This is a genomic window from Nitratireductor soli (assembly GCF_001050155.1).
Taxonomy (GTDB): domain Bacteria; phylum Pseudomonadota; class Alphaproteobacteria; order Rhizobiales; family Rhizobiaceae; genus Nitratireductor; species Nitratireductor soli.
In genome coordinates this window covers 57,048-81,647 of sequence record NZ_LFVY01000022.1, presented here as the reverse complement: position 1 = coordinate 81,647, position 24,600 = coordinate 57,048, and the positions used below count along the sequence as shown (strand labels likewise).

The following is a 24,600-nucleotide window of genomic DNA, read 5'->3' as shown; positions in this document are numbered from 1 at the left end:
GAATGGGTACATTCAGGGGAGCAGGTCAGCGGCGATGCAAAGGGATATGCGCGCGGACATCAGGGGTCTCCGGAATTCCATGCGGACTTGGCGTGACTTGACTTGACTTGGCTTGGCTTGGCTTGGCTTGGCTGGTTGTCGCACGCGCCCCTGGGGTCAGAATCCAAGGCCGTGCGAGGGCTGGCCGGCGCCCGAAAGGCACCTTCGTTTCTGGCTTACCCCCGGCGGCGGCGCGCGGCAAGGGCGTGCCCGTCAGGGCATCAAGCGATCAGGCGACAATTGACCACCCAGCACCGGCAGCCGCAATCCGTCATAGCCGGCGACGGGGCGCGCGTGCCACAGGCCGTTCAGCACCGCCTCCTCCGCCGCTTCCACCGCCGCCTGCAGGAACGGGTTCATGCGCGCCTCGACCAGCCGCGCGGCCGGCTCCACATCGCCTTCCAGCGACAGCCGATTGGCTGTGGAAAAGGCGATGGCGACGTCGCCGCTCTGGTCGGCCCAGAAGCTGCCAAGCCGGCCAAGCGCCGCGCCGGCGCGGCGCGACAGCCGGCCGAGCTGGCGCGCATCGAGCGGCGCGTCGGTGGCATAGACGATGATCACCGAACCCTTGTCTTCTGGATCGGAGCGATGCTCGGCCGGTGTGCCGACGCGTCGGCCAAGCACGCGCAGATCGCCCGGACGGCCGAAATTCGACAGGACCAGCGCGCCGAGCGTATAGGCGATGCCGGACGGCAGGGTGACGCGCCGCGAGGCGCTGCCGATGGCGCCGGCGAAACCGAAGGTGCGCATGCCGGTGCCGGCGCCGACCGTGCCCTGCTCGAAAACCGGCCCGGCGGCGTCAATCGCCTGCTGCGCCATCGCCTCGCCGACCGCCATCGCCTGGATGTCGTTGATGCGCCCGTCATTGCATTCGAGAACCAGCGGATTGACCGTCGGCAAATGGCGGCCGATCCCCGGATTCTCGGTGATGGCGCGGCGGATCAGCGCCGTGGCGCAGGCCGGCACGCCGAACGTGTTGGTCAGCAGGATCGGCGTTTCGATGCGGCCGAGCTCGGCCAATTGCATCAGGCCGGCGCTCTTGCCGAACCCGTTGAGCACCGCCATGCCGGCCGGCACGGGGTGGCGGAACAGATCCCCGTCATGCGGCAGGATCGCCGTGACGCCGGTGCGCGCCGCACCCGCCTGAAGCGTGGCATGGCCGACCGTCACGCCGGGCACGTCGGCGATGGTGTTGGCGGCGCCCGAAGGCAGGTCCCACCAGCGCCCGTCCCGGTCGAAGATGCGTTCGCTCATGCCTCGGTTCTCACGCCAAGCCCGCTGCCATCAGCGCAAAGCCCGACAGGACGCCGATCGCCTCGGCATGGCTGTTGGCGGTGAAGCGCACGTCGAGCGCCCCGGTCCGCTCGACGAACGGCATCAGGGCGGCGGCGTCGGCCTGGTTCTGGCGGCAGAAACCCACCGTGACGGCGAGCGGCGGCGTGCATGGCGCCTGCGCCCGCGTTTGCCGCGCACCCTCCACCGCCTGGCGCACGCCATCCTCGATCAAGGCGCACGCCTCCTGCGGCGACAGGCTTTCGGACGCGCTGGCGCCGATCGCCCGCTTGACCTCGATGAAGCGGGCGGCGGGGAACTGTTCGGCGATCTCGGCGCCCAGCTGGTCGTCGCCGGAGACGGCGAGCAGCGGCACGCCAAGCTCGGCCGCATGGCCGGCAAACAGCGTCGGCTCGCCGGCCCGCACCCCGTTCATCTCGATGCGCCGGAAGGCCAGCCCGCTGATCGTGTGCGCCAGGACGCCGAAATTGTCGGCCGCCGCGTGATAGCCGATCAGCACCACGCCGGCATGCGCCGCACGCACCCCCTCGATCATCGACAGGGGCCGCGGCCTGCCGGAGACGAGCCGGGCGCGCGGATCGAGCGCGCCGGCGATCATGTTGCGCATGGGCCCATGCGAATCGGCCACCGTGACCGCAACCGCCCCGCCGGCGAAAGCGCCGCGAATGGCGGCGTTGGCCTCCTCGGTCATCAGCCGGCGGGCAACCTCATACTCCGCATTGCCCCGCTGCCCCTGCAGCCCCTCATTGACGCCGGCCACGCCCTCGATGTCGACAGAAATGAAGATGTGCATGCTCGCTCCCTCGCAGATGGCCACCGGCAGAATCGCCCGGGCAGTAGAGCAGGAGCGAGGGCGTGGCGGCAATATGGGGTTGGGGTGGATAAGGTTGGCGGAGGGAGGCCGGGCAATGGCGCGTAACGACGTGAATGCCTGGTCGCCGACCGTCACGGCATGCCGCTATGCCGCGTACTGCCGGCGCGCCTTCCAGGCCTCGTGCTGCTTTCCCCATTTCGACATGGCCGTCACGGCATCGTTCAGGCTCAGCCCGAGCGGCGTGACCGTGTATTCGACGCGGGGTGGCACCTCTCCGTAGTCGTGACGGCTGATCAGGCCGTCGGCCTCCATCTGCCGCAATTGCTGGGTCAGGACCTTTTCGCTGATGCCCCGTGACAGCCGGCGCAGCTCGGCGAAGCGGTGCGAACGCAAGTGCAGCGCCCACAGCAGCGACGTCTTCCATTTTCCACCGATCGCCTGCAGCGCCGCGGCGAAGCCGCAATCATCCGAGTTCTCGTCCGTCATCTCTCGGGCTCCTGACAGTTTCCGACACTTACCTGGAAGTGCGTACTTCAAAACATCGGATGAACTTATACCTTCGCTTCGCACGCGCTCAAACGGAAACCTTTAAGGCCACAGGCCCGGAGACAATCATGAAACGACCAGTTTGCGTCCTCGGCACGGGGCGCATGGGCTCCTCCATTGCCAGAACGCTCCTGAAAGCGGGGCATCCTACGTGGGTGTGGAATCGTACCGCAGCGAAATGCGAACCACTGATCGCGATGGGGGCAAAGGGCGCCGCGACGGTAGAAGACGCCCTCGGCGCGGCCGAGATCATATTCGTCAACGTGCTCGACCATGCGGCAAGCAATGCATTGCTGAAGCGCGATCGCGTCGCCTCGCTCCTGGCCGGCAAAACCGTCGTGCAGCTCACGTCTGGATCGCCGCGGCTTGCGCGGGAGGAAGCCGACTGGCTCGGTGCGCAGGGCGCGGACTACCTGGACGGCGCGATCATGGCGACGCCGGATTTCATCGGCCGAGCAGAGGCTGCGCTCCTCTACTCGGGATCCAGCAGGGCCTACGAAGCCTGCTTGCCCGCGCTCCTCGTCCTCGGCGGCCAGACCAGCCACGTGGGGGAGGTTCCGGGGCAGGCCTCAGCCCTGGACACCGCCTTGCTCACGCAGATGTGGGGCGGCCTCTTCGGGGCCTTGCAGGGCATGGCGCTTGTGCAGGTGGAAGGTCTCGAACTTGACATGTTCCGCCGCCAGCTTCTCGCCTTCAAGCCTGTCGTCGATGCGGCCCTGCTCGACCTCGTCGATCGAACGGCGCGTTGCCGCTTTGCCGGCGATGACGCGACGCTGGCCTCCCTCGGCGCACATCACAGCGCCTTTCAGCACCTGTTGGAGGCTTGCGAGGAGCAAGGTCTCGACGCGGCCCTGCCGCGCGCCATGGACAGGTTCTTTCGCCAAGCGTTGGCGCAGGACGGCGCCGACGCCGACTTCGCCGCACTTGCCCCGTTGTTCCAGCGCAATGGCATGACGCACGATGCCGTCGCGTAAGGGAACGGCCGTGTTGCGCACGGCGGTGTGCTCGTGCCGGCAGGTGGAGCTTGTCTGCGCCGGCACACCGCGGCGAGTCTATGCCTGTTCCTGCGCCGAATGCCAGCGCTGCACCGGAACAGCCTTTTCCTACCGGGCCATCTATCGCAACGACGCGGTCGTGGCGCGCAAGGGGCGGACAAAATCTTGGCGTAGGACCGGGCAGTCGGGCGCTTGGCTCGATCAGCATTTCTGCGTCGAATGCGGGACCGTGGTCTTCATGAGCGCCGAGGCGCTCAAGGACGCGATTTCCGTGTCGGTGGGCTGTTTCGAGGATCCGGATTTCCCACCGCCACAGAGGCTCCACTGGCCCGAGCAGCGACATCGGTGGCTCGAACTGGAAGCCTTTCCTGAGGCGCATTCCTCCCCCTCCTGATCTCGCGGGGAGCAGTTCCCGCCCAATCGCGTTCCAGGCGGCGGGTTGGCCATCCAGCCGCGGCGCTCGACCACCGCCCTGTGCTCCAGTGCCTCGGCCACGGTTTGGACGACGACGGCCGCAGCCGGGGCGCGGCAGTCGGGCGGCCTGTCCGTGCCGCGCCTCGCGAAACGCTCGATCAGCGCCGGATTGACGCGCCGCCGCCTGTACCCTGCCCCTTGATTTCCCCGGCAATCGCTGCCACATAAATCCCCTGCCCGCGCCGCGCCTTGCGGCCCTTGCCAGCCGGCACCCGAAGCACCCTCTTCTCCCTTTTGGCCGGCTGCGCGCCGCCCGGTGCTTTTTTTCTTCCCCCAAAATCCTTCGCCGCCGCGCGTGCATCCGCGCGCTCCGCACATCTGTTCCACAGGGAGCATCCCATGCCCTCACGGCTTCTCCTGCCGGTGCTTGCGCTGGCCGTCTTCTTCGTCGGCGCGACCGAATTCATGATCGCCCCGATGCTCACGCCCATCGCCACGGCCTTTGCCGCGCCGCCGGCGGCGGCCGCCTGGCTGATCTCGGCCTATGCGCTGGCCTATGCGCTCGGCGCGCCGCTTTTCGGCCTCTTGGCGCATCGGCTCAGCCGGCGCCGGCTGCTGATCGCCGCGCTCATCCTGCTTGCCGCCGACGGCGTCGCCGTCACGCTCGCGCCGTCGCTCGCCATCGCCATCGCCCTGCGTGTTCTGGGCGGGCTGGCGGCAGCGGCGCTCATTCCCGCCGTCTTCGCGCTGATCGCCGATCACTATCCGCCGCGCGACCATGCGGCGGCGATGGGGCTTGCCATGCTCGGCATGACGGCCGGCATCATCGGCGGGCCGGCGCTGGCCGGCGTTTTGACCGAGGCGGCCGGCTGGCGCGCGCCGTTTCTGGCCAGTGCCGCCGGCTGCCTGGTGCTCTTGCCCTTCGCCTCCATCGTGCTGCCGCGGCGGGAGGCGGCGCCCCATGCGGCCGGGCGCGCCTCGCCCGCCATTCTCCTGCGGCCGGCCATCGCCCGGCTGATCACCGCCAAGGCGCTGTACAACGGCGCCGCCGTCGCCGGCTTCGCGCTCAGCGGCGAGATCCTGCGCCGGCGCTACGGCATCGACACCGCCCAGACGGGCCTGGCGGTCACGGCCTTCGGCGGCGGGTTGGCGGCGGGCAATCTCACTGTCGGGCGGGCGCGCCGGGCGCTTGCCGGCGACGAGGCGCTGCTGCTCGCCGCCGTCGGCCTCCTCTGCCTGGCCTTTGCCGCCTTCCTGGCGCTGCCGCTGCCGCTGGCCGCCGCGCTGGTCGCGCTTGCCCTTTGGGGTGCGGCGCTCGGCCTTGCCGCCCCGGCCAGCACGGCGCTGCTGGCCGCCCGCGCCGCGGCCGCGCCCGGCAGTTCCCGGGGGCTGGTGCTGTCGGTCTCCGAAAGCGCCAACAACATCGCCCTGATGGCGCTTCTCACCCTGGCCTCGCTGGCCCTCGAGCAGCGCGGAGCAGTCGCCTCTGCCCTCGTGCTGGGCATCGGTCTTGGTGCCGGCGGCGCGCTCCTCATCGCCGACCGCGTGGCCCAATCAAAACCGGCGATACGGCCGTGATGGCCCTTGCCGTCATGGCCCAAGGCGTTAGCATCGGCTGCTCCCGCGCGACCGACCACGGCCGCGACAGCGCAATTTCGAAAGGCAACCGCAATGGAACTCGACGGCGCCGTCCTCCTCCTGGTCGATTACCAGCAGGCCTTCGATCACGCGCCCTGGCCGCGCCGCTGGAACGGGGATGTCGACCGCAACGGCCAGGCGTTGCTTGCCGCCTGGCGCGCCGCCGGGCGACCGGTCATCCATGTCAGGCACGATTCGGTCGAGCCGAATTCCACCCTGCGCCCCGGCCAGCCCGGCAATGCGCTGCGCCCCGGCTTCGAGCCGCTGGCGGGCGAGGAACTGGTTTCCAAAAGCGTCAACTCCGCCTTCATCGGCACCGATCTCGATCTGCGCCTGCGCCGTCTCGGCGCGAAGACGGTCGTCGCCTGCGGCATCTCGACCGACATGTGCGTGTCGACCACCATCCGCACCGGCGCCAATATGGGCTGGCCGATGGTGCTGGTGGCCGACGCCTGCGATTGTTTCGACCTGCCCGACGGCAAGGGCGGCACGATGCCGGCCGAAACCGTCCAGACCGCGCATGTGGCAACGCTGGGCTTCGAATTCTGCAAAGTCACCGATACGCAAGCCCTGATCGACGCGCTGTGAGGGAACTTTCGGCCGCAGGCGGCGTTTTTCCCTGCAGCGAAACCGCCCGTGTCAACCGGGCGCGACGGTATGGAATACAGGACGGATTTTCCCGGTTTCTCCGCCTGGCACCGGCGCATCGGCAGACGCGCTCCTGTCCCGTCCGGGCGGTTTCGTCCGCTTTCCTCAATTGGGGGGAAACAGCGTGATCAGCGCCACGGCGACGATGGCCAGTGCCAGGCCCGCCCCCTGCACGGCCGAAACCTTTTCGCCAAAAATCACCAATGCGACGAAATTGATGGCGACGAGCTGGATCACCGCCGACAGGCTGATCGCCACGCCCAGGCCCATCTCGCGGATCAGCCGCAGCATGATCAGATTGCCGAGCGTGTAGAGGATCAGGGTCAGCGCCAGCCAGCGCCCGCTGGGCTGCAGCAGGCTCCAGGTCTTGGCGGCGCTGGCCGCACCGACGAACGTGGCCGTCGAGACGGACAGGAGCAGGAACGAAAACGCACTCATTTCAGTGATCTCAAGAAAGTCTTCTCGCCGCGAGCTTGATCACAGACGACGCCATTTGTCATTCAGCTTTGCGCGACGGGGCCGGTTTTCCACCTGGCGGTGATGGATGCAGCCGCTCACCCGTTTTCGAGGGCGGCCAGCCGCCGCTCGAGAAACCGTCGCTCGGCCTCCTGGTGCACCAGCTCCAAGGCCTTGCCATAGGCAGCGCGCGCGTCCGCCGTCCGCCCCAGCCGGCGCAGCATGTCGGCGCGGGCGGCGTGCGCCAGGTGATAGGCGTCGAGCCCGCCCGCCGCCATCGCCACGTCGACCGCCGCAAGCCCCGCATCCGGCCCGTCGCGCATGCCAAGCGCCGCCGCCCGGTTGAGCCGCACCACCGGCGAGGGGTCGACGCGCAGGAGCACATCGTAGAGCGAGACGATGGCCTGCCAGTCGGTTGCGGCAAAGCTTGCCGCCTCTGCGTGCAGCGCGGCAATCGCCGCCTGCAGCGTGTAGGGCCCGACGCCATGGCTGGCGAAGGCGGCGGCGATCAGTTCCCCCGCCTCGGCGATCATCGCCCGGTCCCACAGCACCCGGTCCTGCGCCTCGAGCAGGACGATGTCGCCCGCAGCATCCGTGCGCGAGGCGCGCCGCGCCTCGTTGATCAACATCAGCGCCAAAAGCCCGCTCGCCTCCGCCTCCCCGGTCAGGCCGACGACGAGCCGCCCGAGCCGGATCGCCTCGGCGCAAAGGTCGGCGCGCGTCAGCACCGGCCCCCCGGTCGCCGCGTAGCCTTCGGAAAACACCAGATAGACGACGCGCAGCACGCTTTCGAACCGTTCGGCCAATTCCGCCCGGCCCGGCACCGCATAGGGGATCGCCTCGTCGCGGATCTTCGCCTTGGCGCGCACGATCCGCTGGGCGATGGTCGGCGGCGTGGCCAGATAGGCGCGGGCGATCTCCTCCGTCGTCAGCCCGCCCACCTCGCGCAGCGTCAGCGCCACGCGCTGGTCGGGCGCAAGTGCGGGATGGCAGCAGGTGAAGATCAACCGCAATTCGTCGTCGGCGACGGCCTTTGGCATCTCCGGCTCCTCGAATGGCTCCATCAGCACCGCCAGCTCCGGCAGGAGGGCGGCCTGCCGCCCCTCGCGCCGCCAGCGATCGATGGTCTTGAAACGGCCGGCCGAGACCAGCCAGGCATACGGATTCTTGGGCACGCCCTCGCGCGGCCAGCGCTGGGCCGCGGCGGCGAAGGCCTCGTGCAGGGCCTCCTCCGCCGCGTCGAAGCCGCCGAGCAGGCGGATCAGTGTCGCCAGAACACGGCGCTTCTCTTTCCGGTAGGCCGCCTCGAGCGCCGCTTCGGCTTCGGATGCCGCCACTGGCGCGTTCAAAGCTCCGGCGGCGGCGTGCTGAAGTCCACCACGGGCCGCACCTCGATGGCGCCGATCCTGGCCAGCGGATGGCCGCCGGCGACGCGCACCGCCTCGTTCAGATCGGCCGCGTCGATGACGATGATGCCGCCGAGCATGTCGCGGGTTTCCATGAACGGCCCGTCGACCGCCGACATCTTGCCATCGCGCACGGTCAGGGTCATCGACCCCTCCGGCATTTCCAGCGCCTCGGCGGCAACGAAATGCCCGCTCTCCTTCAGCGCCTCGTCATAGCCTTCGCACTGCTCCAATGCGGCCTTGGCCTCGGCAGAGCCGCCGAACAGCTTCTTCGGATCGTAATAGATGAGACAGGCATAGCGCATGACAAACCTCCATGTTTAAGCGCCAGGAATGCCGATAGTCGTCCGGCGCAGGCGGATTTCGACAAGGGTAGACGATTTCTTTTGGCGGGTGTGGAGACGGCGGGCATTTTGTGGGTGTGGGAGATGGGGTTGCGGCTTCTGTCATGGCCCGTTGCCGCTATCTGGCGATCTCTGGATGAATGGCGCATTCGCCCAATGTTGGCCGTTGAGACCAGCCTCGCCGCTTCCTGGAAGCAGCCATCGCCAGCGACCACGCCGGAGGTCGTGGTTGCGGTCATGACCGACATTAGCAGCGTTGCTGCCGAAGCAGGCACATTGTGGAACGGCCAGATTTTTTTCAGCACTGATTCGATGGAGATTCTCGCGAAACAATTGCTTCAAAAGTCAGGTCCCGAGGCAAGAACGGTTGGGAATGGGCCGCCTTGCAGTTTGCATCCCGAGCTTGGATCGAGTTCCCTACCGCTTTTGGTGTAGCCACTGGCTCCGAGTTGCTGGGTCGAGGCAACCAAAGGACATCTATATTTTCCAGCGCTGGAGCCATGCAATGGCGCATTGGAATGCCCTGCAATCGCCTGGCGCTCGGGACGACCGCTCGCCTTTCAGTTTGGCTCCACAGCGGTGCTCCCCACCGGCCAATGAGTAAGGTGCCCGATGTCGTTGCCAATGCTCCAATGGTCCGCCAAGGATAGCCAACCAGCCGCCGAACTCGGCAAGGCTATCAAAACAATCCTGGCAGCGCAGTCGCAATCCGCGGTGGCGAAGCTTGTCGAAGGCAATACCCAGCCACGCATGCCAATTGAGGTGGCATTGTCCTCCAGCATACTCGAATCCATGGAACGATTCAGCCTGGTCGTGCGGGAAGGGGACGATTTGGTTCCGAGATTCCAGGGAAGGATGATCGGCCCGCACCTGATCTTCTCAGACTTGCGCCAGTCGATGCGTGTCGTCCGCGCCTCAAAGGACCGGGACAACTATGTCGACCCGCTGTGGGAGGGACCGGTAATGTCCAACCTCCTTATCCGCGGTGCGACCGGCGATGGCCTCGATATGGGGTGTGGTTGCGGCATCATCGCACTCTCCATGTCCTCCTACTGCCGGCGCGTGGTGGCGCTCGACATCAATCCCCGTGCTCTGATGCTTGCGCGGTTCAATGTTGCCCTGAACGGGATTACGAATGTCGAAGTCCTTGAATCAGATCTGTTCTCGGCAGTGCAGGATGCCGTTTTCGATAGGATCGTCTTCAATGCACCCGTCGGCATGGAGCTGCTCCCGCGAAATGCGCTCGAATCCGGAGAGCAAATTCTGGTGCGGTTCTTCCGCGAACTCAGCGCACATCTGAACACCGCCGGTGTCGTGCAGATGAATCTTTGCGTGAAAGACTGGAGCAAAGCGAGCTTCTTGCAAAATTTGCGTGTCTGGCTGGGCGGGAACGCCAGCGAGTACCAGGGCTTGTTTCTCGAACTTTGGCGCGTCGAGGGAGGTCTCAAGTTTCATATCCGCCGGCTCCTCGCACCCTTCATACTCGACGGGAACCGCGGAAAACTGCTCGCCATAAGACGAGGCCAGCTTTTCCTGAAACGCAATAACCGGCCGCAATTCCGAGAATTTGCAACGCGGTATAGTGAATGGGTTCCACGCATGGGCCCCGAATTCGGGGAACATTTCATATGCTGGGCCATGAACACGGGAGAGGTCCCAGCGAGCCAGTTTGCTCACCCATCAGCGGGCGTTCTTGCGCAGTTCGACGAGGAAAAACAGTCACTGGCGAGCACGCTCTTCAAGGCTTTTCGTGACTGCGCGCGTGAAGGCGAGCCATTGCGCGGGCAGTAAAATTGCCTGCAGCTGCACACCGACATGCGCATACGGAATCGCTGCAGGCCAATCCAAAAGCCTCTCGTCCGTGAGGTCGGCTTGCGAGAGCGCCCTCCCCGCCACACCGCTCCGCCTTTCAATCACACCCCAACACTGCCTCTACCTCCCCCTCCCCACTCACCTCTTGAATTAATTGAACGTTCGTTTTAATAATCCCGCCAAGGAGGCCATCCATGGCGCGCACCACGGGTTCGGACGGCGAGAAGACCGAAGCGGCGATCCGCGAGGCGGCGGTGTCGCTGATCGCCCGGCTTGGCTTCGAGGCCATGTCGATGCGCCAGCTCGCCGCTGAAGTCGGCGTGCAGCCGGCCGCCCTCTATCGCTACTTCCCGACCAAGGAAGAGCTGCTTTATTCGCTCATGTGCACCCACATGGACGGTCTGATTGCTTCCTGGGGGGAAGCGCGGCCCGCCGAAGGCTCCGAAAACAGGAGCCCGGCGGGCCAACTCGCCGCCTTCGTCGAAAACCACATCCGCTTTCACCTGGCACGGCGCGCCTCGACCCATGTCAACAATCTGGAGCTGCGCAGCCTGTCGGACGCGCGGCTGGCGCATGTTCTGGCCCTGCGCGCCGACTATGAGGGGGCGCTGCGCGGCATTTTGCGCGACGGGGCCGAGGCCGGCGTCTTCACCGTCGAGGACGTGGCGCTGACGGCCATGGCCATCATCCAGATGATCACCGGCGTCATCGTCTGGTTCCGGCCCGACGAGCGCCTTTCCGAAGACCAGGTGGCCGCTACCTATCACACCATGACCATGCGCCTCGTCGGATGCGCGAATACGGGAAGCCAACGGCCCCGCAAGGCGCGTGCCGGCGATTGAGGCGGAGAACGGGAGGAGACCATGTATACGGGATCGATGAATTTCGGCCTTGGCGAGGACATCGACGCGCTGCGCGACATGGTGCAGCGCTTCGCCCGCGAGAAGATCGCCCCGCTCGCCGGCGAGATCGACGCCAGCAATGAATTCCCCGCCCCCTTGTGGCGGGAGATGGGGGCGCTCGGCCTGCTCGGCATGACCGTCGACCCGGATTTCGGCGGCTCCGGCCTCGGCTATCTGGCGCATGTGGTGGCGATGGAGGAGATTTCTCGCGCCTCGGCCTCCGTCGGCCTGTCCTACGGCGCCCATTCCAATCTCTGCGTCAACCAGATCCGCCGCTGGGGCAATGACGCGCAGAAGCAAAAATACCTGCCGCCGCTGTGTTCGGGCGAAACGGTCGGCGCGCTTGCCATGTCGGAGACGGGCGCCGGTTCCGACGTCGTCTCGATGAAGCTGCGCGCCGACAAGAAGAACGACCGCTACGTCCTCAACGGCTCGAAGATGTGGATCACCAACGGGCCGGATGCCGGCACGCTGGTGGTCTACGCCAAGACCGCGCCCGACGCCGGACCGCGCGGCATCACCGCCTTCATCGTCGAGCGCGGCATGGCCGGCTTTTCCGTGGCGCAGAAGCTCGACAAGCTCGGCATGCGTGGCTCCAACACCGGCGAACTGGTGTTCGACAATGTCGAGGTGCCCTATGAGAACGTGCTCGGCGAGGAGGGCAAGGGCGTCAACATATTGATGTCCGGCCTCGACTATGAGCGTGTCGTGCTGGCCGGCGGCCCGGTCGGCATCATGGCCGCCTGCATGGATGTCGCCGTGCCCTATGTCGGCGAGCGTCAGCAGTTCGGCCAGCCGATCGGCGCCTTCCAGCTCGTCCAGGGCAAGCTGGCCGACATGTACACGACGATGAACGCCTGCCGCGCTTATGTCTACGCCGTGGCATCGGCCTGCGACCGGGGCGAGACAACGCGCAAGGATGCCGCCGGCTGCATTCTCTACGCCGCCGAGAAGGCGACCCAGACGGCGCTCGACGCGATCCAGCTCTTGGGCGGCAACGGCTATGTCAACGAGTTCCCCACGGGCCGCCTCCTGCGCGACGCCAAGCTCTACGAGATCGGCGCCGGCACGAGCGAAATCCGCCGCTGGCTGATCGGCCGGGAGATCGTGGAGGAGATGGCTTGATCTGGCAGCGGATGGCAGAAGCAGTCAAAATTGCCAATTCTCTCTCTATATGGCATTTTAAGGAGTGAATGACAGGAGTGACCAACCATGCCGCGCACGAAGGGTTTTTCTGAGGAACCGCAATCGCTCGAGCATCGAGCCGGGGAATTGCGCTCGGTGGCCCATACGCGTCTCAAGATCGACAGTGCGGGGCGCATCGTCATTCCGGCAGAAATGCGCGCCGCCATGATGGTGGCACCGGGAGACACAGTGACGGCCAAGGTGGTGGACGGCGAGTTCCGCATCGTATCCCCGTCCGTGGCACTCAAGCGCGTGCAAGCCTTTGCCAACGAATTCAAGGCCAGCAACCCGGGAGTGAGCCTGGTCGACGAGCTTATCGAGGAACGCCGGGAAGAAGCCGGCAAGGAGCTTGAAGAGGCAAATGAATGGCGCAAGGCACACGGACTGCCGCCGCTCGAATGACGCCGTATATTATCGATACATCCGCGATATTGGCGGTCGTTTTTGGAGAGCCGGGCCAGGAGACAGCCGCCCGGCTGGCGCGTGGCGGAATCATCAGCAGTGTCACGCTCGCTGAAATCGTGTCGAAATGCATAGAACGGAGCATTCCGGAGCAGATAGCGCTGGACTATGTGCAAGACAGCAATATCGATGTAACCAGTTTTGACGAGGATGTCGCAATCCTGGCGGGCCGGCTTTTCGCATACGCTCCAAAGGGCACCCTTTCTCTTGGCGATCGGGCGTGCCTCGCCACTGCCATTCGCCACGATGGCACGGCCGTCACCGCCGACCGCATTTGGGCCGCTTTCGATCTCGGCTGCAAAATCGAACTCATCCGCTAGAGGCTCCAATGCCCGTCATAAAGTCCCAACTCGCCCCCTCCTCCGATACCTTCAAGGCCAATGCCGCGCGCATGAGCGCCCTGGTGGCCGAAATGGCCGATAAGGCCGCAATCATCGCCCGCGGCGGGCCGGACGAGGCGCGCGAGCGGCATGTCAAGCGCGGCAAGCTCCTGCCGCGCGAGCGGCTGGCGCAATTGCTCGATGTCGGCGCGCCATTCCTCGAGATCGGCCAGTTCGCCGCCCACGGCATGTACAGCGGCGACATTGCGTCCGCTGGCTTGATCGCCGGCGTCGGGCGCATCGAGGGGCGCGAATGCGTCGTCGTCGTCAACGACGCGACGGTCAAGGGCGGCACCTATTACCCGCTGACGGTGAAGAAGCATTTGCGGGCGCAGGAGATCGCGCTCGAAAACAACCTGCCCTGCGTCTATCTGGTCGATTCGGGCGGCGCCAACCTCCCCAACCAGGACGAGGTGTTTCCCGACCGCGAGCATTTCGGCCGCATCTTCTACAACCAGGCCAACATGTCGGCGCGCGGAATCCCGCAGATCGCCTGCGTCATGGGTTCGTGCACGGCGGGCGGCGCCTATGTGCCGGCGATGAGCGACGAGACCATCATGGTCAAGGGCCAGGCGACCATCTTCCTCGGCGGCCCGCCGCTGGTGAAGGCGGCCACCGGCGAGGTGGTGACGGCGGAAGAGCTCGGCGGCGCCGAGGTCCACACGCGCGAATCGGGGGTGGCCGACCACTATGCGCTGAACGACGACCACGCGCTGGCCATCGTTCGCCGCATCGTTCGAAACCTCAATCGAAAGAAGACGATAGCGCTTGATCTTCAAAAGGCGATTCCGCCGCTCTACGATCCGCGCGAGATCTACGGCATCATCCCCTCCGACACGCGCCAGCCCTATGACGTGCGCGAGGTCATCGCCCGCACGGTCGACGGATCGGAGTTCGACGAGTTCAAGGCCAATTACGGCACGACGCTGGTCACCGGCTTCGCCCATCTGCATGGCATCCCGGTCGGCATCATCGCCAACAATGGCGTGCTGTTTTCCGAAAGCGCGCTGAAGGGCGCGCATTTCATCGAATTGTGCTGCCAGCGCAAGATTCCGCTGGTCTTCCTGCAGAACATCACCGGCTTCATGGTGGGGCGCAAATACGAGGCGGGCGGCATCGCCCGCGACGGGGCCAAGCTGGTGACGGCGGTCGCCACGGCGGGCGTGCCGAAGGTGACGGCGATCATCGGCGGCTCCTTCGGCGCCGGCAATTACGGCATGTGCGGCCGCGCCTATTCGCCCCGCTTCCTGTGGATGTGGCCCAATGCGCGCATCTCCGTCATGGGCGGCGAGCAGGCAGCCACCGTCCTGTCCATCGTCAAGCGCGAGGGCATCGAGCGGCGTGGCGGCGCGTGGTCGGCCGAGGAGGAAGCCGAATTCCGCCGGCCGATCCTGGAAAAATACGAGCGCGAGGGCCATCCGCTTTATTCCAGTGCAAGGCTGTGGGACGATGGCATCGTCGACCCGGCCAAAACACGCGAAGTGCTGGCGCTGAGCCTTGGGGCGGCGTTGAATGCGGAGATCGGCGAGACGAAGTTCGGCGTGTTTCGGATGTGATCTGCATGGTCCGTGATCGTGTCCATGAAGATGGCCTGCGTCTCAGGCGTGCTTCGACGACCCGTCCTTGGAGCCATCATGACAAAGCACCGAATCTATTCGATGAGTTTCGCGAGCGTCTACCCGCATTACGTGGCTAAGGCGGAGAGGAAGGGACGCTCGAAAGCTGAGGTCGATCAGATCATCGTCTGGCTGACAGGCTATGATCGTGACGGCCTTGAAACCGTCCTGGAGGCACGGACCGACATTGAGACGTTCTTCGCCAACGCTCCTAAACTCAATCCCGCCCGAGCCTTGATCAGAGGCGTGATCTGCGGCGTCCGCGTCGAGGCAATCGAGGACCCGGTCATGCGGGAAATCCGCTACCTCGACAAGCTGGTCGACGAGTTGGCGCGGGGCAAGGCGATGGAAAAGATTTTGCGCAGCGAATGAAGTTGAAGCGCCTTGCGGACGCCACCTTCACACCAGATCGTCAATCGAAATCTCCAAAGCCTCCGCCAGCTTGTGCAGCGTCTGCACAGACCCCGTCTTCCTCCCCGCCTCGATATCGGCGATCTGCACCCGGTTCACACTCGCGCGTTCGGCAAGCTGCATCTGCGTCAGCCCCCGCAGGTCGCGGAACACTCGCAACGGGCTTTCTCCATCGACCATGCGCCGAACGCTGTCCGCCGGAATGGCCGCACCCGGATCGCGCCTTGCCCTATCATAGGCTTCGATGTCGGCCAGATCCTCGGCCGCCTCAAGCAGTTTTGAATACTCCTCGCGGGTGATCGTCACCATCTCGCCCATGCCGGCCTCCATCAATCGTAAACGCCGCCACGCGGCCCAATGCGCAGAACGTCCAGAACCTCGCCATCCTGCATGATGACCCGCCAGTCAGCCATTCACCAGTCCCAGCACCAGCCGGTGGACATTGCCGCCCTCGCTCATCTCCTCGCGGTCGAAATCCCTGCCCTTCTTCCGCTGCGCCTGCGACAGGCGACCCAGGTGTTTTTGCAGTTCCTGGCGCACTTTCTGACACTTCGGATCGTTCTGCGCGCTCAGGCCGACCGAGACTGCTTCGATCTCCTTCACCATCGCAACGATGTAGGCGCCATGAACGCGCTCATGCGCCTCGACGCCGGCGATGAAAATGTCCCACAGGCGTTGCGTGCTTGCCGGCAGCCGGCCGGACGGCTTCGGCAGGCGGTAGGTGATGATCAGTTTCGGCTTGGCCGAGGCCAGCGTGCATCCGCCACCCCTCGGCTGGTAATCGCGCCGCCAGGTCAGCTTGAAATCCGTATAGGCGATGGCCCGGCCGACGCCGACTTTCGGCCCGTTGGCGCCGATCGACTGGTAGAGCTCGATGCCGGTGCCGCCGGAAATGGCGTAGGTTTCGATCTTCTCGATGGCCTTCCATTCGGCCCACGCCGCCTGCGGCAGAGCACCGAGAAGGAACGCAATCGCCATCACCATCGTCTTCATTGGCAACCCCTGCTGTCATGCAATCGCAGCAGGGTTAGTGGAAACCCGCTTCGCTGGCAAACCCGCCAGCACACTCGGTGAAACCGGGCCACCTTCTCCTCGTCCCTTCGACAAGCCGAGACGGGAAAAGGAAGACAGCGCAAGGCCGGGATGCAGCGCGGCAACGGAGGCGCGAACCATCGCCGCGCCATGCCGATCAGGCGTACCAGGCGCCCTGCACGATTTGGGTAGCCACGCCGGCGTCCGTCACCTTGGCGGCGAAGGCCTCGGGATCCTGGCCGCGATAATGATAGGGATAGACATAGGCGGGCGCGAACTCGGCGACCGCCGAACTCGCCTGATCGATATCCATCGTGTAAGGCAGGTTCATCGGTACGAAGGCGATGTGGATGTCCTTCAGGGCGCGCATTTCCGGAATGTCTTCCGTGTCGCCGGCAATGTAGACCCGGCGTCCGTCTACAGTCAGCACATAGCCATTGTCGCGCCCCTCGGGATGGTATTTCTGCCGGTCCGGCGTGGTGTTGTAGGCAGGGATCGCCAGAATCTCCAACGCATCGACCGTCGCCGATTCGCCATTGCCGATGGCCGTGGCCTTCGCTTTCAGCGCGTCCGGCAACATGCCGAAGACGGCTGGATTGGCGATCAGCCTGGTCTTCTCGCCCACCAGCGCGCTCAAGGTTTCGGCGTCGTAGTGATCGCCATGCTCATGGGTGATCAGGATCAGGTCCGGCGCGGGGTGTCCCGCATAGGCATCGGCGCCGCCAACGGGATCGTTGTAGATCACAAGCCCCGGCACCGTCATGACAAACGAGGCGTGCGCCACCGGATGGATGACGATCTCGCCGCCAGCGGTGTCGTACCGGTCGCCGCCCTCCTGGCCCCGGGCGGAGAACGGCATCAGCGTGGATGCGCCGAGGCACGCCAGGCTGGAAAGACCAAGTTTCAGCGTCTTGCGTCGCGTATAAATCATCCGCTTCACTCCTGTTGGTGTGGCGCGCAGCCATCGTCATCGGCAGGAATAGTAGCAGAAACCTCGCCCCTGTCCGACCCTGACCTTGTCGCTTCGGCACCGGCGCGCGGGCAAAACCTGCGCCGATGATGGCGGCGGGCGCCTTCCCCTGAGACGAGGGCGCCCGCCTCGGGCATCAGAACTTGCCGACCACGTTCAGGAAGGGACCGCCGTCGTCAAGCGTCAGATCACGCAGATCGTCAGAGAAACGCCCGAAATTGTAACCGGCACCAACCTTGAAATTGTTGCCGACATGCCGGTAGACGGCGGCAAGTGCGCCGTAGTCGGTCGACTTGATATCGGGCAGGAAGAAGGCCCGGCCTTCCAGCAGCGCATCCCAGTTCTTCACGATGTGCAGATCGGTCCGCAGGATGCCGAGATGCGCGGTCGATTCCTCCCAGGCACCGAAGGCGCCGCTGCCGTCGGTCTTGCGCTGGCGGATCTCGCCCATGCGCATGGCGTATTTGCCGCCGACCGAAAGCCATGGCAACAGGTCGTAGGTGAGGTCCGCCGAGACGATATGGCTGCGTTGCTCTGGCCCGTTGGTCGATCGCGACAGGCTACTGATCTGGTCGTTCCCAGGCAGATCGCGCAGATAGGTGTAGCGGAACAGTGCATTCAGCAGATCATTGTCGATCGGCCGATAGGCGTAGCCGATGGAGCCTTCGACATAGTCGCCATTGTAGTAGGTCCCGGCATCGGCATCGGTAATGACCGCGTCGATATTGCCGAGCAGCCGGCCGCTCTCATCATGTTTCCAGGCCAAGCCGGCGCTCATCAGATACGTGTTGCGGTTGCGGCTGCCGTCGTCGGATCGTTCGAGGCGCGCTTCGCCGCGCACGCGGGAGCTGAGGCCCAGCTCATCTTCCTTGAAGCCCAGGCTGAGTGAGCCGGCATAGCGCTCGAAATCGGAGTACTCCTTGCCTGTCTTGGCATTGATGCGGCTATCCTCGACACTGCCGGCCTCGAAACCGGCGTCGACGGTCCAGACCGGGTCCGGCGTGTAGACCACGCCATAGGTCTGGGCGAGCGCTCGGCGCCGGCCGAACAGGTCGTAATTGGTTTCCGAATAGGCGGAGGTCACGTCGTTGATGCGCTTCTTCACGCCGGCGACGATGGCGCCACGGTCGGCGCCGACCAGATCGTAGCCATAGTTGCCATCATTCGCGCGATCAGGATCAAGACGGTAGCCGACATAGTACTTGTCTTCGGCGGTTGGACTGTAGGTCAGGCCGGCAAGGCCGCCGATCCCGGAAGGCCCCCACGAGATTTCGCCCTCGGCGCCGATCTTTTCAGTGATCTGCATCTCCGCGCCGACGCCATAGCGGTCATTCTTCTTGATGCCGCCCTTCCGGTCCACCGTTGTCTGCGCGAAACCATAGTATCCGGTGTCCTCGTCCTGCTTGTAATCGATCCGCACGCCTGCATCCAGACGCGTGCCGTCATAGCCAGACTTGCCCGAGGCCACGGAACCCGGCGCGTATAATTTGGAGTATGAAACGCCGAAAGCGGCTTTCCAGTAGGCATCGAACTCCCAGCTTACCGACGCTTCCGTCTCACTGCGACGGCGGCCCTCGCCATTGCTGTAGTCATCATAGGACACGTCGAGATCCATCGTCGTGGTCAGCGGGAGATTTGCGTGAGCTCCCCAAAGACGCTCATCGATGGTGATCTGTTCGGTAACGCTTGAAAAACCGGCGTCCTTGCTCTCGTAATAACCGCCGATTGTCCCCGGTATCCCGAACTGCTTGAAATCCTTGAGATCCATCTGACCCCGCAGGCTCCAGGCGGTCGCTTTCGTATCCGGCCGGCCGGCGGTCGGCGTGTCGGATATCGTCAACCCGCCATCGGTGGAACGCGACGTTCCAAAACCGGGCCCCTTGGAATATGCGATCTCTCCATCGATGTAGGTCGTGTCGGAACGGCGGATGCGAACATCCGCTCCATAAACCCGTTGGTCAGCACTTCCCGTGTTGTCTGCCATCCCGGTAACGCCAACGCGAAGGCTGTCCTTGAGCCAGCGCTCGGCCCGGCCGCCGAAGACATAGTCATCGGCTTCGCCAAGCCTTGCACGATATTCATACTGGGCGACGATGTATGTCGTGTAACCGCCCAACGCGCCGTCGCGGACAGGTCCTCTTTCCGCCGTGGCCTGGGAAACCGGCTTGTCGAGGATCACCACCCCTTGCAGATAGTCGATGTTGTAGTCCTCGCCATAGGCGAGTGCCCGGCGCTCGATGAGGCGCCCGGTGACCTTGTCACGGTACTCGATATGCAGGGTCTCGGAACCGGTGATGACCTTTTGTCGTTTGAGAAAATAGGCCGAGCCGCCGGTGCCGAGGAACTCGTCGCGCTGCGGCAGGGTTTCGGGCTGCGCGGCAAAACCCGTCGCCTGGAACCTGGGGTCGCCGAACGAGGTGTTGCCGGGCGAGCGCAGAACCGCGCTGGCTCCGTACAGACCGCGGTCCACCTGCAGGAAGCGGGTGCCGGAGATCTTGGTCTTGTAATTGCCCCACATGACATGACTGTCGCCGCGTTCAAGGCGAACGTAGAACTTGCCGCTGGTCGGCGCATCGTCCACCGATTTGGAATCATCGCCGTAGACCGGATAGTATTTGTCGGGATCGATGCGGCGCAGCAATTCCTTCGGGTCGCGCGCGTCGAGATCCTTGAAGAGGTTCTTGATGTCGTCTTCACCTGTATCGGCAGCCGCCGTCAGCAGGAATTTTCCCTTGATCTTGCCACGCAGGTAGAAGGCCAGCCGTCCCGTCTGCCAGACCTTGTCGTACTCGCCGGAGCGGACATCCTCGATGCCGTCGTCGCCCGTGCGCTTGCCGATGGTGAAATCGGCGAGCGCCACATAAAACCAGTCACTGGTCGGAATGTTGACGTCGCGGCTGAAATAGAGGCCGCCGCCTTTCGAGGTCCCGTCCACGGCGATATCGACCGCGTGCTGGCCGGGCGGCAGGATGCGCTGCGTGACGAACGTGCCGTTGGCGTCAAGCGGAACAAGCTCGTCGAAGGCAACGATTCCATATCCCTCCGGCACGTTGCGTCCGTAGACGGTGACCGCGCCGCCATAGACGGGAATGTTGCGGAAGGCGGTGCGATCCTCTGCTTTCCCCGGAGCGATGGCATCACCGGAATCGGGAATGATTTCCCCGCGCGTGCCGACAAGCGTCAAAGGCACGGTTTCATCGAAACGGCCGCGGTCGTCATAAACGCGCAGCACATAGGTGTAGTCTCCGCCCGGATCCGCCGGCATCACCCATCCCGCCTCCGAATTGACCCGGATCGGGATCACCGCAACGGGTTTTCTGGAATGTTCGCGCCGGTTGTCGTAGATGCGAATTTCGCCGCGGTTGATGAAGGCCGGGTAATTCGACGTGGCATAGAACTGGACCGGCTCGCCGGGGCGATAGGCCCTGCGCATCGGCATGGTGGAGACATTCAGAAGCGGCTCCTGGTCCAGGCCATCGAACTTGACCTGGATATCGACCGCGCTGAGATCGACGTCCGTCTTGCGCTGCCTGTCGACCGGACGCGCATCGGCGCCGACACCAAAGGCACCTTCGTTGCGAATGGCGCCGCTCTCGTCGACCACCTGCCCATCGACGGAGATCATGAATGGGAGCGACGGCCGGTCTCCGCCCATTGCCTGTTCCGTGTTCTCGCCGATGCGCAGCGGACTTGTCTGGCTGTTGTCGAGGACTTTGCCACGCACCATCGCCGGGCAGGCCGCGCCTTCGCAGGCGCCACCCATCTCCAGAAGCGGCGGAAGGTCGTCACCCATGTAGATCGGCAGTTCATCGCCACCCTTGTAGACGGGCTGGTTGTCAAAGATCGCAGCTCTCGCCGGCCTGGGCTCGGGCACAAAGACCGGCGGTTCGGGAATGGGTTCGACACCACCTCGAAGATCGGCGGCAACGCCAGAATCAGCGTACATCGCGACGGCGAACGACAGGGCGCTGGTTGCGAGAAGAAAGCGAGTTCGTGAACGTTTCATCGTGACGTTTCCAATATGATTTTTGCTGACGTGTTGACGGCCGATTCCATCTCCACGCCTCCACGTTCGACGGTCTTTCTCACAACGTTCTGGCGCGTCGTGCTTTGGCGAAATCCGCATGCCGGGTGACCAACCCGACCGTGGTGGGACGCATGAAACTGTCTGCGAGAGTTGCCCGTTCAACTTCGAGTGCTGTCGGGTTCAAACGCCACCCGATGCACCGGGGCAGATGCGAAGGAGGAGTGTCCGCCTTGCCGTGCAATGCGCTCCAGCCGCCCTTCGAAAAGTCCGAAAGCGTCTGTATCCTGGCGGCACGCAGAGGCGTGTTCCCCGACATCGCTGTCCAGTCATCGTGAGCCCGTTCCTTGCTTGCGGTGCGCCGCTCTCGGTCGGCGCCGCAGTTTTTTACGCATGGGAACGCGAACACGCCGGTGCTGACCGACCGGTTGAGAACACAGTCGAAAGGGATAAGGCGAATTGGGGTCGGTTGGGCAGTCTCGGCCGGGTATCGTTACGGTAACCCGCGCCAAGAAGCGATATAACAGATTGAATTTACTATGCTTTATTCAAAATCAACATGACTAGGCGACCTACTCCGATGTCGCTCCGAGGCGCCGGCGGTCGTCGCGAAGCAAATCCATGTGCGTTCGCTACGCCCGAAGCACGACGACCGCTCCGGAACAAGCGTTGAAAAAACCATCGGAATCCTGACGTTGCACAATGAAACCGTCTATAAGGTCAGACCAACAGACGCTTTCATTGCAAAGGGGCAATCGCCGATGTTTGAGAAAATCCTGATCGCCAATCGCGGCGAGATCGCCGTTCGCGTCACGCGCACCGCAAAGCGATTGGGGATCGCCACCGTGGCGGTCTATTCGGACGCCGACCGCGACGCGCTGCATGTGCGAATGGCCGACGAGGCGGTGCATATCGGCGCGGCACCGGTTGGCGAAAGCTATCTGGACGGCGACAGGATCATTCAGGCGGCGCGGGATACCGGTGCGGAAGCCATCCACCCCGGCTATGGTTTCCTGTCGGAAAACCCGGACTTCGTCGAGAAGGTGGAAGCGGTGGGATTGATTTTCATTGGCCCCTCGTCACAGGCAATCCGCGCCATGGGGCTGAAGGACGCCGCAAAACGCCTGATGGAACGGGCCGGCGTACCGGTGGTTCCGGGCTATCACGGCGACACGCAGGCGCTTGTCGCCCTGGCCGCCAAGGCCAATGAAATCGGTTATCCGGTGCTGATCAAGGCGCGTGCCGGCGGCGGCGGCAAGGGCATGCGGCTGGTGAGCGATCAGGACGCCTTTCCCGAGGCCCTGGCGGCGGCCCAGCGCGAGGCCAAGGCCGCCTTCGGCGACGAGCATGTGCTGGTGGAGAAGTACATCGAAACGCCGCGCCACATCGAGGTGCAGGTGTTCGGCGACAATCACGGCAATGCCGTCCATCTGTTCGAGCGCGATTGCTCGGCGCAGCGCCGGCACCAGAAGGTGATCGAGGAGGCCCCAGCCCCTGGCATGAACGAGGCGACGCGCCAAGCGATGACGGATGCGGCCGTGAAAGCGGCGAAGGCGATCTCCTACAGCGGGGCCGGCACGATCGAGTTCATCGTCGATGCCTCGGAAGGACTGCGTCCCGACCGGTTCTGGTTCATGGAAATGAACACGCGGCTGCAGGTGGAGCATCCGGTGACCGAGATGATCACCGGCATCGACCTGGTGGAGTGGCAGTTACGGGTGGCCGCCGGCGAACCCCTGCCGCTGATGCAGGAGCAGATCACAGCCACTGGCCATGCGGTGGAAGCCCGGATTTATGCGGAGGATGCGACGCGCGACTTCCTGCCGGCGACGGGCACGCTGCATCATCTGAAATTTCCCGACGCGGTGAACGGAGCGCTGCTGCGCGTCGATGCCGGCGTCACGGCGGGCGATGCGATCTCGCCCTATTACGATCCGATGATCGCCAAGCTGATCGTCCATGCGGCGACACGCGCGGCGGCTCTGGATGCGCTGGCAACGGCGCTCGAAGCGACGGAAGTCGCCGGTTCGACGGTCAATCTGGGTTTTCTGGCGCGGCTCGCCCGCGACGAGGATTTCGCAGCGGGCAATCTGGAGACAGGACTGATCGGCCGCAAGCAGGCGGCGCTCACCACCGTGGCGTCCCCCCTCGCCCGGCATGTGGCAAGCGCCGTCGCCGCCACCAGCAGCCGGGCGCGAGCGGCGGACGACGCCGATCCGTTCTCGACCATTTCCGGCTATGGGCATTTTGGCGCGATGGCGCATCGACGCACGCTGCAGCGCGGCGATGAAACGATCAGCGCTTGGGTGACGGCGCGGCCAGACGGAGCGCTGTCGATTTGCGTTGGCGAGGATGAGCGCACGCAGCCAATCATCGTTCGGCGCGGCGAAGCCGGGCGCGTGGCGTGCTGGCCCGGGCATGTGACGGTGTTCGAACGCGCCGACGGCCTGACCTTCCAGGTCCCCGACCCGCTGCAGATGGCAGGCGACGCGGCGGCCGGCGACCGGCTGAGCGCACCCATGCCGGGGCTCGTCAAGCTCGTGCGGGCCGCCGTGCGCGAAACCGTCAGGAAGGGCCAGCCGCTGCTGGTGCTCGAGGCGATGAAGATGGAACACACCATCACGGCGCCGCATGACGGCGTGATCGCCGAAATCGCCTCCGAAGGGGCGCAAGTCAATGACGGCGCGATGCTCGTACGGTTCGAGGAGTTGAGCGAATAGGCAGTTCACCGCCCGCAGCGAACAGGGAACCGGGCGCCGTCGAGGCTCCCTGTGCCCGGTTCGTTGCGCGCAATCTCCTCAATGCATCGTCATCCATTCGCGTGCGTCGCGCAGCGCCTTGGCGAGGTCCGCCTTCGACATGCTGCCGGCCACTTCCGAGCGGAGTTCGACGGCGCGCGCCGAGCCCTTGATGGCGGCGATGTTGAACCATTTATGGGCTGCCACCAGATCGACATCGCAGTCGCGGCCGGTCGCATACATCATTCCCAGCTGAAACAGCACATCGGCCTGGGTGGACGAACCAGCCGTGCCGAAGCCTGCTTCCTGAACGTCATAACGTGCCATAATCCAAGATCCCTGTTTTCTCTCCCGAGAGCTTTTGTTTCCCGCATTCGGGCTTGCTCTTCGATGGTTTGGAGAATGACGGGAGCGCCTGAAATCGCCGTTAAATCTTGTGCTTAATTTGAAGAAAACAAAGTTCAAATTTTCAGTA

Annotated in this window: 23 protein-coding genes; 12 read left to right on the top strand and 11 right to left on the bottom strand. The window is 64.7% G+C overall.

The features are described 5' to 3' along the window. Positions 1–252: 252 nt before the first annotated feature. The 3 genes from AB843_RS22655 to AB843_RS22645 all read right to left on the bottom strand — a co-directional run bounded on the left by AB843_RS22655 (position 253) and on the right by AB843_RS22645 (position 2,632). A complete protein-coding gene (locus AB843_RS22655; RefSeq protein ID WP_048649182.1) occupies positions 253–1,293 on the bottom strand; it encodes a P1 family peptidase in 1,041 nt (346 codons plus the stop codon). A 10-nt stretch (positions 1,294–1,303) separates the two neighbouring features. Beyond that, positions 1,304–2,125, bottom strand: coding sequence for a M55 family metallopeptidase (locus AB843_RS22650; RefSeq protein WP_048649181.1), 822 nt, complete (start codon positions 2,123–2,125; stop codon positions 1,304–1,306). A 165-nt stretch (positions 2,126–2,290) separates the two neighbouring features. Continuing rightward, entirely contained in the window at positions 2,291–2,632 is a 342-nt protein-coding gene (locus tag AB843_RS22645; RefSeq protein ID WP_048649180.1) for a winged helix-turn-helix transcriptional regulator, read from the bottom strand. A 59-nt stretch (positions 2,633–2,691) separates the two neighbouring features. On the opposite strand from AB843_RS22645, the gene AB843_RS22640 reads away from it, so the two are divergent. The 4 genes from AB843_RS22640 to AB843_RS22625 all read left to right on the top strand — a co-directional run bounded on the left by AB843_RS22640 (position 2,692) and on the right by AB843_RS22625 (position 6,327). Then, on the top strand, positions 2,692–3,666 hold the full coding sequence (locus AB843_RS22640; RefSeq protein ID WP_082143969.1) for an NAD(P)-dependent oxidoreductase: 975 nt from the start codon (positions 2,692–2,694) through the stop codon (positions 3,664–3,666). Further along, the gene (locus tag AB843_RS22635) at positions 3,653–4,081 is read left to right on the top strand and encodes a GFA family protein (RefSeq protein WP_048649178.1); all 429 of its coding nucleotides are present in this window, start codon (positions 3,653–3,655) and stop codon (positions 4,079–4,081) included. Before AB843_RS22640 ends, AB843_RS22635 begins: the two co-directional genes overlap by 14 nt. A 419-nt stretch (positions 4,082–4,500) precedes the next feature. After that, positions 4,501–5,679: an MFS transporter gene (locus AB843_RS22630; RefSeq protein ID WP_048649177.1), complete on the top strand. Its 1,179-nt coding sequence runs from the start codon at positions 4,501–4,503 to the stop codon at positions 5,677–5,679. Positions 5,680–5,772: 93 nt separating this feature from the next. Then, entirely contained in the window at positions 5,773–6,327 is a 555-nt protein-coding gene (locus AB843_RS22625) for a cysteine hydrolase family protein (protein WP_048649176.1), read from the top strand. Between the two features lie 165 nt (positions 6,328–6,492). Here AB843_RS22625 and AB843_RS22620 read toward each other — a convergent pair whose 3' ends face one another. The 3 genes from AB843_RS22620 to AB843_RS22610 all read right to left on the bottom strand — a co-directional run bounded on the left by AB843_RS22620 (position 6,493) and on the right by AB843_RS22610 (position 8,554). Then, positions 6,493–6,825: a hypothetical protein gene (locus AB843_RS22620; protein ID WP_048649175.1), complete on the bottom strand. Its 333-nt coding sequence runs from the start codon at positions 6,823–6,825 to the stop codon at positions 6,493–6,495. A 116-nt stretch (positions 6,826–6,941) separates the two neighbouring features. After that, positions 6,942–8,180 (bottom strand): RNA polymerase sigma factor, encoded by a 1,239-nt coding sequence (locus AB843_RS22615; RefSeq protein WP_048649174.1) that lies wholly within the window; start codon positions 8,178–8,180, stop codon positions 6,942–6,944. 8 nt (positions 8,181–8,188) lie between these two features. Further along, positions 8,189–8,554 (bottom strand): YciI family protein, encoded by a 366-nt coding sequence (locus AB843_RS22610; RefSeq protein WP_048649173.1) that lies wholly within the window; start codon positions 8,552–8,554, stop codon positions 8,189–8,191. Positions 8,555–9,205: 651 nt separating this feature from the next. Here AB843_RS22610 and AB843_RS22600 point away from each other — a divergent pair. The 7 genes from AB843_RS22600 to AB843_RS22570 all read left to right on the top strand — a co-directional run bounded on the left by AB843_RS22600 (position 9,206) and on the right by AB843_RS22570 (position 15,322). Continuing rightward, the gene (locus AB843_RS22600; RefSeq protein WP_082143968.1) at positions 9,206–10,384 is read left to right on the top strand and encodes a methyltransferase; all 1,179 of its coding nucleotides are present in this window, start codon (positions 9,206–9,208) and stop codon (positions 10,382–10,384) included. 215 nt (positions 10,385–10,599) lie between these two features. Continuing rightward, positions 10,600–11,247, top strand: coding sequence for a TetR/AcrR family transcriptional regulator (locus AB843_RS22595; RefSeq protein WP_048649170.1), 648 nt, complete (start codon positions 10,600–10,602; stop codon positions 11,245–11,247). A gap of 21 nt (positions 11,248–11,268) precedes the next feature. Next, positions 11,269–12,432: an isovaleryl-CoA dehydrogenase gene (locus AB843_RS22590; RefSeq protein ID WP_048649169.1), complete on the top strand. Its 1,164-nt coding sequence runs from the start codon at positions 11,269–11,271 to the stop codon at positions 12,430–12,432. A gap of 87 nt (positions 12,433–12,519) precedes the next feature. Continuing rightward, positions 12,520–12,894, top strand: a complete 375-nt coding sequence (locus AB843_RS22585) for an AbrB/MazE/SpoVT family DNA-binding domain-containing protein (RefSeq protein WP_048649168.1) — start codon at positions 12,520–12,522, stop codon at positions 12,892–12,894. Beyond that, the gene (locus AB843_RS22580) at positions 12,858–13,274 is read left to right on the top strand and encodes a type II toxin-antitoxin system VapC family toxin (protein WP_082143967.1); all 417 of its coding nucleotides are present in this window, start codon (positions 12,858–12,860) and stop codon (positions 13,272–13,274) included. Before AB843_RS22585 ends, AB843_RS22580 begins: the two co-directional genes overlap by 37 nt. An 8-nt stretch (positions 13,275–13,282) precedes the next feature. Further along, complete coding sequence (locus tag AB843_RS22575; RefSeq protein WP_048649166.1) at positions 13,283–14,890, top strand: carboxyl transferase domain-containing protein; 1,608 nt, start codon at positions 13,283–13,285, stop codon at positions 14,888–14,890. A 78-nt stretch (positions 14,891–14,968) separates the two neighbouring features. Further along, positions 14,969–15,322, top strand: coding sequence for a DUF2200 domain-containing protein (locus AB843_RS22570; protein ID WP_048649191.1), 354 nt, complete (start codon positions 14,969–14,971; stop codon positions 15,320–15,322). A gap of 27 nt (positions 15,323–15,349) precedes the next feature. Here the strand turns inward: AB843_RS22570 and AB843_RS22565 are convergent, their stop codons facing one another. The 4 genes from AB843_RS22565 to AB843_RS22550 all read right to left on the bottom strand — a co-directional run bounded on the left by AB843_RS22565 (position 15,350) and on the right by AB843_RS22550 (position 21,369). Then, entirely contained in the window at positions 15,350–15,679 is a 330-nt protein-coding gene (locus AB843_RS22565; RefSeq protein WP_048649190.1) for a helix-turn-helix transcriptional regulator, read from the bottom strand. An 87-nt stretch (positions 15,680–15,766) separates the two neighbouring features. Continuing rightward, entirely contained in the window at positions 15,767–16,354 is a 588-nt protein-coding gene (locus AB843_RS22560) for a DUF922 domain-containing Zn-dependent protease (protein ID WP_048649165.1), read from the bottom strand. 196 nt (positions 16,355–16,550) lie between these two features. After that, complete coding sequence (locus AB843_RS22555; RefSeq protein WP_048649164.1) at positions 16,551–17,324, bottom strand: MBL fold metallo-hydrolase; 774 nt, start codon at positions 17,322–17,324, stop codon at positions 16,551–16,553. Between the two features lie 175 nt (positions 17,325–17,499). Beyond that, on the bottom strand, positions 17,500–21,369 hold the full coding sequence (locus AB843_RS22550; RefSeq protein ID WP_244468064.1) for an RHS repeat domain-containing protein: 3,870 nt from the start codon (positions 21,367–21,369) through the stop codon (positions 17,500–17,502). Positions 21,370–22,148: 779 nt separating this feature from the next. Between AB843_RS22550 and AB843_RS22545 the strand changes: the two genes are divergently transcribed. After that, the gene (locus AB843_RS22545) at positions 22,149–24,107 is read left to right on the top strand and encodes an acetyl/propionyl/methylcrotonyl-CoA carboxylase subunit alpha (protein WP_048649163.1); all 1,959 of its coding nucleotides are present in this window, start codon (positions 22,149–22,151) and stop codon (positions 24,105–24,107) included. Positions 24,108–24,185: 78 nt separating this feature from the next. Here AB843_RS22545 and AB843_RS22540 read toward each other — a convergent pair whose 3' ends face one another. Further along, complete coding sequence (locus AB843_RS22540) at positions 24,186–24,452, bottom strand: SEL1-like repeat protein (protein WP_048649162.1); 267 nt, start codon at positions 24,450–24,452, stop codon at positions 24,186–24,188. Between the last annotated feature and the right edge of the window lie 148 nt (positions 24,453–24,600).